General features: G+C 35.4%; 12 protein-coding genes. 3 read left to right on the plus strand and 9 right to left on the minus strand.

Annotation, left to right across the window (positions count from 1 at the left end; all coding sequences use genetic code 11):
- Positions 1-191: 191 nt before the first annotated feature.
- Positions 192-455 (plus strand): hypothetical protein, encoded by a 264-nt coding sequence (locus tag ACYQ73_RS11615; protein ID WP_460012637.1) that lies wholly within the window; start codon positions 192-194, stop codon positions 453-455.
- A gap of 194 nt (positions 456-649) precedes the next feature.
- Here the strand turns inward: ACYQ73_RS11615 and ACYQ73_RS11620 are convergent, their stop codons facing one another.
- The 5 genes from ACYQ73_RS11620 to ACYQ73_RS11640 all read right to left on the minus strand — a co-directional run bounded on the left by ACYQ73_RS11620 (position 650) and on the right by ACYQ73_RS11640 (position 5852).
- Positions 650-763 carry an IS3 family transposase gene (locus ACYQ73_RS11620; RefSeq protein ID WP_460012660.1) on the minus strand — a complete coding sequence of 38 codons (114 nt, stop codon included), beginning with the start codon at positions 761-763 and terminating at the stop codon, positions 650-652.
- Between the two features lie 16 nt (positions 764-779).
- Positions 780-1967, minus strand: a complete 1188-nt coding sequence (locus tag ACYQ73_RS11625) for an AraC family transcriptional regulator (RefSeq protein ID WP_460012638.1) — start codon at positions 1965-1967, stop codon at positions 780-782.
- A gap of 82 nt (positions 1968-2049) precedes the next feature.
- Entirely contained in the window at positions 2050-3609 is a 1560-nt protein-coding gene (gene hutH, locus ACYQ73_RS11630) for a histidine ammonia-lyase (RefSeq protein WP_460012639.1), read from the minus strand.
- 48 nt (positions 3610-3657) lie between these two features.
- Entirely contained in the window at positions 3658-5031 is a 1374-nt protein-coding gene (locus ACYQ73_RS11635) for an MFS transporter (protein ID WP_460012640.1), read from the minus strand.
- A gap of 656 nt (positions 5032-5687) precedes the next feature.
- A complete protein-coding gene (locus ACYQ73_RS11640) occupies positions 5688-5852 on the minus strand; it encodes an HTH domain-containing protein (protein WP_460012641.1) in 165 nt (54 codons plus the stop codon).
- Between the two features lie 473 nt (positions 5853-6325).
- Between ACYQ73_RS11640 and ACYQ73_RS11645 the strand changes: the two genes are divergently transcribed.
- Positions 6326-6937, plus strand: a complete 612-nt coding sequence (locus ACYQ73_RS11645; RefSeq protein WP_460012642.1) for a DUF4352 domain-containing protein — start codon at positions 6326-6328, stop codon at positions 6935-6937.
- A 44-nt stretch (positions 6938-6981) separates the two neighbouring features.
- Here the strand turns inward: ACYQ73_RS11645 and ACYQ73_RS11650 are convergent, their stop codons facing one another.
- Positions 6982-7245: a hypothetical protein gene (locus tag ACYQ73_RS11650; protein WP_460012643.1), complete on the minus strand. Its 264-nt coding sequence runs from the start codon at positions 7243-7245 to the stop codon at positions 6982-6984.
- A 108-nt stretch (positions 7246-7353) separates the two neighbouring features.
- Positions 7354-8483, minus strand: a protein-coding gene (locus ACYQ73_RS11655) for an IS3 family transposase (RefSeq protein WP_460012644.1) whose coding sequence is annotated in 2 segments (ribosomal slippage) — positions 7354-8237 and positions 8237-8483 — 1131 coding nt in all. Because the reading frame shifts where the segments join, the coding sequence is not laid out codon by codon here.
- Between the two features lie 315 nt (positions 8484-8798).
- On the opposite strand from ACYQ73_RS11655, the gene ACYQ73_RS11660 reads away from it, so the two are divergent.
- Complete coding sequence (locus tag ACYQ73_RS11660; protein WP_400912059.1) at positions 8799-9326, plus strand: NAD(P)H-dependent oxidoreductase; 528 nt, start codon at positions 8799-8801, stop codon at positions 9324-9326.
- Positions 9327-9420: 94 nt separating this feature from the next.
- On the opposite strand, the gene ACYQ73_RS11665 is transcribed toward ACYQ73_RS11660, so the two are convergent.
- Positions 9421-9756: a winged helix-turn-helix transcriptional regulator gene (locus ACYQ73_RS11665; RefSeq protein ID WP_400964439.1), complete on the minus strand. Its 336-nt coding sequence runs from the start codon at positions 9754-9756 to the stop codon at positions 9421-9423.
- A gap of 171 nt (positions 9757-9927) precedes the next feature.
- The coding region (locus ACYQ73_RS11670; protein WP_460012645.1) for a hypothetical protein at positions 9928-10131 on the minus strand (204 nt) is incomplete at its 5' end.

Raw genomic sequence — 10131 nt, forward strand, 5'->3', positions numbered from 1 at the left:
CAAAAGATATCATGTTGATAATATCAAAAGTGTAAAATTACATTACGATATGTAATTGACATCAAATAAAATAGTTTAAGGTCAAAGTGCTTGGAATGTTATTATTCTTACTATGTATATTACCTTTTATCTTAGTGACACTGTTATATAATTAATATTGTTTTTTAATCAAAAAAACGAAAAATGTGAAATTGTGGAAGAGTTCGATTTTAGTAGTCAATATCATTGCTTTATGTTTAAGTATATTAATCGTTTTACCATCAATTGCAGTTATTACCGCGATGTCTTTAGGCACAGGTACAACGATTAGTTTAACAGAGTTGGAATTAAATTTAGAGGCAGCCACGCTTATACTATTGACCATGACTAGTTTTATATATTTCTTCGTTACGAATATTGTATTAACTGTTTTAACGGGTAAAAAGCAATCCCTTCAGGGTTTACTTATTCCATAAAGAAGTCTTGCTGTTCATTTGTGAAGATAGAAGCACCACCATCAGCACCGTACTTCTTTATGGTAAAAATATTAACCTAAATAACATCACTTGACATTGACGCTTCTCGTTTCGTTTGTCATTCTGCTACTCCTTCTATTCTTATTTCACTATAACCGCTAATTTGTTCCAGAAAAAAAGTTAGACATATTTAGTTAAGCAACTTCTAAGACCTGAGTTCGGTACTCCACCGAGCTTAGGTCTTTTAATTTTCCCTTCATTCGTTTGTGATTGTAATAGTAAATATAGTCTTTGAGTGCATACAGCAGGACACCTAATAAATTTTTAAATTTTCCTCATTAACCGCCGATAATCCGTGGGGCTGGAATTCATATATTTTTTAAATAATCGGCTAAAGTAATTGAAATCATGGATACCCACTCGATTAGCAATTTCATATACAGGAAATTCAGTTTTTTCCAAATAAAATAAGGATTTATCAATTCTAAGCTTATTAAAAAAATCCATGACACTGGTTCCAACTTCTTTTTTAAAAAGATGGCTGAAATGATATCTGCTTAAGTGACAATAATTAGCGATATCGTCTAAAGAAACTTCTTTTTGATGATTCTCTTTCATATAACGAATCGCATGTTTAATAGTGGGTGAAACATCACCAATATATATTTTTTCTACTTGTTCGGTTAACCATTCTGCATAATGACAAACTTTCATAGCAAATTTATCATATCGGATCATATGGTAGAGATCTTGAATCACATTTGCCGTATTAGTCAAAATCGAGACAGGACTTACTCCGACTTCTAACACAATTCTAGACATCATCATAAGAAGATCAATAACCTCTGATTTAAAAACATCTTCATTATAGTTATAAATCTCTGCAACTCTATTCATGATTCCTTTCATTTGGGCCACTACCCCTTCTGTGTGCCCGATTCTAACGATTGAAAATAGTTCCGACTTCTCTTTCGTTAAAGGAATCATTAATGATTCAACCATGTTTTTTCTCATATCGGTATGAAAAATTAATTTATTCCCTCGAAAAAACCTTCCAGACATTGATTTTTTTGCTTCTTCAAAAGAACAAATGAGGGAAGTAGGATCATCGTAAAAATTACCAATACCAATCGAAACATGTATGCCATTTTGATCTGAGACCTTTTGAATCATTTCTGCCAGTAAAAGAACATCCCTCCTTCTATCTTGTGTGTTTACCTCATGAAAATCCAGTAAAAGCGCCAGAACGCCCTCTTCGACCCATATCCTTAAAAATGGAGTAGGTAAGATGGTGTCTAATTCTTCTACAAGCTTTCGTCCAATCTTCATTTTCCATTCAAGCGGTTTTCCCTCAGCTAAATCCGGATAGCGATCCATCGAAACTAAAACAACTACATTAGGCTGAATATTCACGCCGTACTTTTCCTGTAAAACTTCAAAAGGTGCCAAGTGTACAAAGGTTCCTGAAAGCAATAGTTGTGAAAAAGATATTTGTATCAGTTCTTTGACCATATTCTAAGCCCCCCAAAATAGAAAGGAAACTTTTCTACTCGAATGAAGATGAGTAAAAAAGCTTCCAATATTCTTGATGTGCCTACCAATCTAATTTTCCAATTATCAATTCCACAGTTTTTAGGATTTCTCCTTCGTGAATAAGATTAGTAATAAATTGAATGTCCGGATAAAAATATCGATCTTCTTCTACAGTTGGAACGGCACTTCTGATGTGCTCATAAACCTTTTGGCTGACAGGTGAAGGTTTTAAAGGTCGATGAAAATCCAACGCTTGAACAGCCGCCATCAATTCAAGTCCTAAAATATACTCCAGCTTTTTAGAAATTTGATAAGCCTTTTTTGCCGCAAAATAAGCAAAACTGACCACATCCTCTTGATTTGCACTGGTTGGTGTATTATCAACGGTTGCGGGATGAACAAGAACCCTTATTTCATTAAGTAGCCCAGCTGCCGTATACTGTGGAATCATGTAACCGTTATTTAACCCTGGCTTTGCTACGAGAAAACTCGGAAGTTCACTAACATGATAGTTGACGAGTCGGTCTAGCCTTCTCTCTGAAACCTTTGCAAGATTAGCCATCGCTATGGCCATCGTATCCGCATAGATACCAACGAATGATCCATCAAAATTCCCAACCATTAGGGCATCCCCCTGATCCTCAGTGAAAATGATTGGATTGTCACTTGTTGAGTTTATTTCATTGCTGATGGTAAATTCCGCATCTTTTAAAACCTTTTTTACAGCTCCATGGGCTTGAGGAATACATCTCAGGCTAAGGGCATCCTGTATTCTGTAATCCTTATATTTTTCAGCAATCTCACTGCGTTCCAGCATTTCCACAATATTTCGTGCTGTGATCGCTTGCCCTTCATGCTTTTTAACTGAATGGATTCTTGGGTCAAAGGCTTTAATGGTTCCCTTCAATGCTTCTAGTGACATAGCACCTGTAATATCCGCCGTTTTTACTGCTTGAATACTGTTATAGAGAGCTAATGAAGCGAAAGCTGTGACCGAAGTCGATCCATTTATTAAGGATAATCCTTCCTTGCAGCCCAATGAAACCGGCTGTAAACCAGCTTTTTCTAAAGCTTCATTCCCTGGAATCAGCTCGCCATTGTACCATGCTTTTCCCTCCCCTATTAACACTAAGGCCATATGGGCTTCAATAGCTAAATATCCCACCGAGCCTTCTCCAGGGGCAAAAGGAATAATTTGGTGATTGAGCGACGACCTTAAAAGTTCTAAAGTCGCTAACTTTACACCAGAGAAACCATTCCCTAAATTGACTAAAATCATGAATTGGATGGCTCTTACCACTTCTTTTTCCAACGGGTCACCGACTGATACTGCATGAGAACGAATAATATTTTTTTGAAGAATCTCGGCATCTTCTGTGGAGATAGTTTCGGTTACGTTACTGCCAAATCCTGTTGTGACCCCGTAAATGACGCGTTCTTCATCTAAAAACTTTTCAATGACCGACCTTGAAAGATTTACCCGCTCACGGTAATCCTGTGAAAATAAAACCTCGGCATCATATCTAGCAACAGCAATGATTTCATTTATGGAAATAGCTTCAGAACCTAGTGTAACTTTTTTTATTTCCTCTGGATGGATTTTTGATATAGTTGTATTCATTTTCCTTACCTACTCCCTTCAAGTTCCAATATGACAAAGAAATAAATGTTATCTACCTACTTCAACACTCTTTTCCGCTCTATTTAGGTCAATGACAACGTCCAAATTCGGATCACTCGCTTCATTCAAGCCAAGTGATTTCGTTTCTGGTGCCCATGCAATCGAGACAATCGTTCCAATCAATAAGATAACAGTCATGGAGATCATTGATGTTGTCATCCCATAAGAACTTACACTTATTGGTAAAAGGAATGTTCCAATCGCTGCACCAATACGGCTTATCGCTGTAACTAACCCAACACCTGTTCCACGGACTTCGGTTGGGAATAATTCTGCTGGATAAACGAGTGTAAGGTTGCCAGCTGCAGCCATTACAAAAGTGAAGATGGCAAACACCATGATAGCAAAGCCACTAGATCCTGCTGGAATAAGACTTAGAATAAATAAGGAAACAGTCAGGATAATAAAGGTATAAATAGTAAAACCTCTGCGTGAGAGCTTTTCTGTACACCATACACCAGCGATTACCCCAACAAGAAGGAATAGATTTAACAGCATATCAACCATAAAGGTTTCTTTAAAGCCCATTGCTTCTAAAATTGTCGGTAAGAAAGTAAAAATAGCGAAATAAGGAATTACTTGGCATGTATAGAATAGACCGCCAAAAGCAGTTCTTTTCCAAAGATGTTTGTTGAAAAGATCCTTTATGCCATAATTAGTGGCATTATCTTGCGAAATATTTTCATCCATTACAGCATTAGGACCAATATATTTTCTAACAATTTCTTTTGCCTCTTCATTTCTCCCCATTTTCACAAGCCATCTTGGAGATTCAGGAGTTCCAATACGCATAACTAAAACAATTACAGCAGGGATCACTGCACTAACAAGCATCCAGCGCCAAGAGTCAGGTCCCATCTTCCCAAGATAAAATCCTACAACGTTGGCAGAGACATAACCTAATGTCCATATAACATTTAAGGATGATAATAAAATACCTCTATACTTTCTTGGTGAAAATTCTGCGAGTAAAGTAGAACCTACTGCATAATCCCCTCCAAGAGCAACGCCGATTAAGATTCGCAGTATGAAAAGCGTGACTGGACCATTTACAAAAAATTGCAAAGCCGATGCTACTGTGATAATGACAAAATTGAATAAGTAGATTTTCTGCCTGCCTATTTTATCAGAAAGTCCGCCAAGAAAAAGGCTTCCAAAAAATAATCCGATTAAGGCCGAGCTTCCAATTAATCCAGTCCAAAATGAACCAAGGTGCATTTGCGGACCAAGGAGGCTAAGAGCCATCCCAATGATTCCAAGTGCATATCCATCAGAAAAATTAGAACCAAAGGTAAGTGCTGTGATCCTTATATGAAACTTATTTAGCGGAGCGTCATCCATCCTATATGTTTGTCCATTCATTAGAATTCCTCCTGTATTTTCAGATTTTTCAGATATTTATGTCCAAAAAAATAAATGAAATGACTCAAAAACCCCCCTTTAGCCCTCTATTAAAGCGCTTTCAATCAATCAATTAAGAATTTAGTAATTTATTAATCGATTAGTGTGATACAGCGATTATATCTATTTTTAAAACATTTGACTCTAGAGGATATTTCGAAATATTAGCACAATATTGCTATTCGACATGTATGGTGAAGGAAAACAGTAGGTTTCACTTGTATTGAGAGCACATGAATTATGAGAACAACTTCATGTTGAATCTAACAAACAATTATTTTTGCAAACAGGAGACTAGGAACTTCCTTCATTAAGAACTGATTAATATTGGTGGGGTATGACTACTTTGAAACGAGGGCAGGAACTCTATTTTCTATTTAGTGAATATTACTATTGCTTTAAAATAAAGATTGATTAAATTGATACTAGTACCCCTGATATACGAACAAAAAGAAAAGGCTTGTTTTCGATTTCAGCTTCTAATAATTTCATCTTCGCTTTTAAGCGTTCATATATTTCTTCTTAACTTATTCCCGTTCTAATGGACGACCTGAATGATCTTGCATCCTCTAATTCCATCATCCTATGTTCTTTATAAGCATTACGCCAACGATAGGCTACTTTTTTACCCGTGTCATGCCAATAATGTCAATATCAAAGCCTGCTTCAAGAAAAATTTCACGAGGGGATTTTCCCTTCTCATATTCATCTATAAAGAATTGTTTAAATTCGTCCGTATATGAAATCGATTTATCGTTCACAGCTTTTACATAAGGATTCAATATAGGATTGAAATTTCAGATAGATGGCCATTCATCGTGCGTACCAATAAGGTACGCTATTTTTTATACTTTTTGCTTACCCGAATTATTTATTTTAATTAAAGTACTACCATCTTCACGTCTCAAAAAAACAGGGGAGTTCGATTCAGAACAGGCAAGTAGCGTCCTCTCGCTACATTTGCCATCGGGAGCAAGAATAACTTTTTTTACCATAACTCTGCGTTCGCACTTAAATAATTCATAAAAGGAATAATTTTCATCGACTTCTTCAGCGTAAGAATATATCTTTAAAAATTCACAGTTAGAACGAATCTGTTCGAAGCAGTAGATAGCTATAGTGTGTAATGTCTCGATGTCCATGCTTTAGTATTTGTGTAATTATATCTACCTATACCAATTACATACTGACAACACATTCCAATATTGATATAATTTAATAGTAATAACAATATATACAAAGGAGACTATTTTACATGAAAAAACCTTTCTACAAAAAATGGTGGTTTATTTTAATCGTTGCCATCATTGTATTAGGAGCTATCGGAAATATGGCAGGAGGAAATGATGCAACAAAAGAGAAGGACTCTAAAGATAAAGTTGAGACTTCTGCAAAAGCTCCAGATGATAAAAAAGATAATGCAAAAGAAGATAAAAAAGAAGAAATCACTGGAGTGGGTACTCCATTAGAAGTCGGAGATGCGGTCTTTACTCTGAATGGATCTAGTTTAGCAGATCAAGTAGGTCCTTCTGTATTACCTACTAAGGCTAAAGGTAAATTCTTAATTATTGATGTCACTTACAAAAACAATGGTAATAAAGCTGTAACAGTTGATGCAAGTTTCTTTAAACTAAAACGTGGTGAAAAAACTTACGAATCTGATAATGTTGCAAGCATCTCAGCTAACCAAGGTAATGATGGAAACATTCAAAACAGTTTCTTCTTACAAGAAGTAAACCCTGATATGGAAATCAAGGGTAAAGTCGTATTTGACCTTGCTCCAGAAGTAGCTGAAGCAACTGATTTACAGTTACAAGTGCAAACTGGAATCTGGGGAACTGAAACAGGAATGATTAATTTAAAATAATAATAGAAGAAAGTCACTCATTTTTCGGATGAGTGACTTCTTTTTTATATAAAACTGTTCATTGCTTCTTTTGTTTTAATGGAGTACGTTTCTTCTTCATGAATTATCGGTTCATTTCTGACTATCCTAATTTCATTACCAGATCTACGTTTCATATCTTCTTCAATTAATCTTTTCACATACTTGCTGAAATTACGTGGCTTGTCAGTGAGTGGGTTAATCTGTTTAGCGTGTTTCAAGAGTGCGAGGTCATATTCATCATTGGTATTGAAACTTACAGGCTTATTCTTCCTTCCATTTTTACTCATCCAAATTCCCCCTTTGCTATTGCATAAAATCCAACAGCATTCGCAAAGACAGGAATGCAAAGTTGTCACCCCGTTTCCATGGTATGTCAACACTAAACTGGACAAAAATTATAAGGGCTGTTGCTTGAATTCCACTGGTGTTAAATAGCCTAGTGTTCCGTGAATTCGAATGTTATTGAACCAATGAACATAATCATCAAGTTCAAGGGCGAGCTGTTCAAGAGAAGAGAAATGAGCTCCGTTAGCGAATTCTGTTTTAAATACCTTAAACATCGCTTCAGCCACAGCGTTGTCATAAGGGCATCCTTTCATGCTTAGTGACCGTTGGATACCGAATGTTTCAAGACTCTCTGAAATTAGCTTATTATCAAACTCTTTCCCTCGGTCAGTATGAAACATTTTGACATCATTCAAATTGGCATGTATGCTCGCTATCGCTTGATACACAAGCTCTGCGGTTTTATTCGCGCCAGCACTATGACCAATAATTTCACGATTAAAAAGGTCGACAAATAAGCATACATAGTGCCACTTTTTTCCGGCACGAACATATGTTAAATCGCTGACGATGACAGCTAACGGCTCTTCTTGCTCAAACTGACGCTGTAATTCATTTTTTATTGACGCTTCATTACATGTTGATTTATGTGGCTTATACTGTACTACTGTATAGTTTGATACGAGTCCAAGATCTTTCATTAAACGACCAATTCGACGACGTGATACGTGTTTTGGCTCAGGTAATTTACTCAGTTCTTTCTTAATTTTACGTGTACCATAATTATTACGGCTTTCTTTGAAAATACGGGCAATCTCTTTTGAAATCTCTTTATCTTCAGTTTTTAGGGTACGTCTACCACACAAATCGGCATGATAGTAATACGTACTTTTGGGAATATTGAGGACGTCACACATTGCTGATACTGAATATTTGTGAGCGTTATTTCGAATCACATCTATTTTCGTCCCATGATCAGCGCCGCCTGCTTTAAAATATCATTCTCCATCATTAATCGTTGGTTTTCCTTACGCAATCGAGCCAGTTCATTTTCTTCTACAGATCGATTATCTTTGGCAGCGAAAGAGCCTGTTTCTTTATGATTTTTTATCCAACGATCTAACGCAGAAGGTGTAATATCATATTCTCTAGAAATATCTGCACGAGATTTACCATTTTCATAAAGTTTCACTAATTGCAGTTTAAATTCGGGTGTAAAAGTTCGACGTTGACGTGTCATAGTAGCACGCTCCCTTGTTTTAATAGTCTAAGTTTACAACCCCTTATTTTATCTGTCCAACTTAGTGTAGCCTATCTACTTGAATAATTATAATGACTTAGTACACAATCTTTTCACATTACGTATGGTGACCTGAGAATGCAGCTATTCTACTTTGTGGATAATAGATTCGCTGGTCCTCCCTTATAGAAAAATCTTTTTATCACTGATTTAACACTTACCTTTATGTAAGTACCTGTAATAAAAGTGCGTACTTACATATTTTTAGCTTGGACTTTACAATAAAAATGAAATCAGCTTAAGGAGGAAAAAACATTGAAAACTCTTGTTATCATAACACACCCAAGCTTAGAAACATCTGTTGTTAATAAGCGATGGGTAGAAGAATTAAAAAAATATCCAGAAAAATATACTGTGCACGAATTGTATAAGGTATATCCGGATGAGAACATAAATGTGGAAAAAGAACAAAAATTGATTGAAACTCACGGGAACCTTGTTTTCCAATTCCCTGTATATTGGTTCAACTGTCCCCCTCTCTTAAAAAAGTGGATGGATGATGTTTTCCTTTATGGGTGGGCTTATGGTTCAAAAGGAGATAAATTAAAGAATCGTAAAATTGCTTTAGGGGTATCTGCCGGGATCAAAAATGTGGATTATAGTGAAGCTGGAAGATACCATTATACACTTGAACAAGTGTTACGTCCGTTTGAGACGACAGCCATCTATTGTGAAGCAGATTATCGTTCGTTCTTTGCGTTTTATGGAGCAGAATTTGAGCCATCTGTAAGCGAAATAGAAAAAAGCACTCAAGATTATTTAAATTTCATTGAAAATATGTAATGGGTAACTTTTATAAAAGTTAAAATAAGAAGTACCTCCTAAACAAGAAGGTACTTCCTTTTTACACTATGCCTATTTTGTTACATTCTAGAGCTTAAAAATTATTTTTCTCTCCCCAATCGCACATCATATCTAACAATGGAATAAGTGAACAACCACGTTCAGATAATGAATATTCAACTTTTGGAGGTATTTGGGGAAATTCTTTGCGTATAATAAGACCATCTTCCTCAAGTTCTTTTAACATAACACTTAATGTTTTAAAGGGAATAGTCTCAATACATCTCTTCAGCTCATTGAACCTCATAACCTTATTTTCAGACAACCAATACAAAATAATCATTTTATACTTACCACCTATTAAGGATAACGTATATCCAAAACCAGTGTTTTTTAGTTCTACGCCAGTCGGAACACAGGTTTCTCTCACAATCCTACTCTCCTTTTAATAAGAATATCCTATCAATATGAATACTTTATAGTAAATTACTATGCAATCTTATCACAAGAATATAAGGTAAGATCACTATAAAATTTTGTTATATCTTTAATTCGAATAAAAAAAATTTTAACAAAACACCCCTGTTAAAAAACTTAGTCTTTATTCCACAATATGGCCCGATTGTTGAATAAGAAAAAATCCTGCTTTGATACAAAACTTTATTAAAATAATCAATTTCACTAGCGTCGCATTAAAATAATTCAACGTAATTTTAAAAAACTGAATTTTCTGTAATATTATCCGTGCATAAAAAAAGCCTTTATAATGGTTGGGCAGTAGTAAACCATCCAAATCCAAAATAAA

It is taken from the genome of Lysinibacillus sp. CTST325 (assembly GCF_054665055.1).

Excerpts from the sequence above, each read along its gene's own strand:
- ACYQ73_RS11650 (WP_460012643.1), bottom strand. The coding sequence starts at position 7,245 with ATGAGTAAAAATGGAAGGAAGAATAAGCCTGTAAGTTTCAATACCAAT.
- ACYQ73_RS11635 (WP_460012640.1), bottom strand. The coding sequence starts at position 5,031 with ATGAATGGACAAACATATAGGATGGATGACGCTCCGCTAAATAAGTTT.
- ACYQ73_RS11645 (WP_460012642.1), top strand. The coding sequence starts at position 6,326 with ATGAAAAAACCTTTCTACAAAAAATGGTGGTTTATTTTAATCGTTGCC.
- ACYQ73_RS11625 (WP_460012638.1), bottom strand. The coding sequence starts at position 1,967 with ATGGTCAAAGAACTGATACAAATATCTTTTTCACAACTATTGCTTTCA.
- hutH (WP_460012639.1), bottom strand. The coding sequence starts at position 3,609 with ATGAATACAACTATATCAAAAATCCATCCAGAGGAAATAAAAAAAGTT.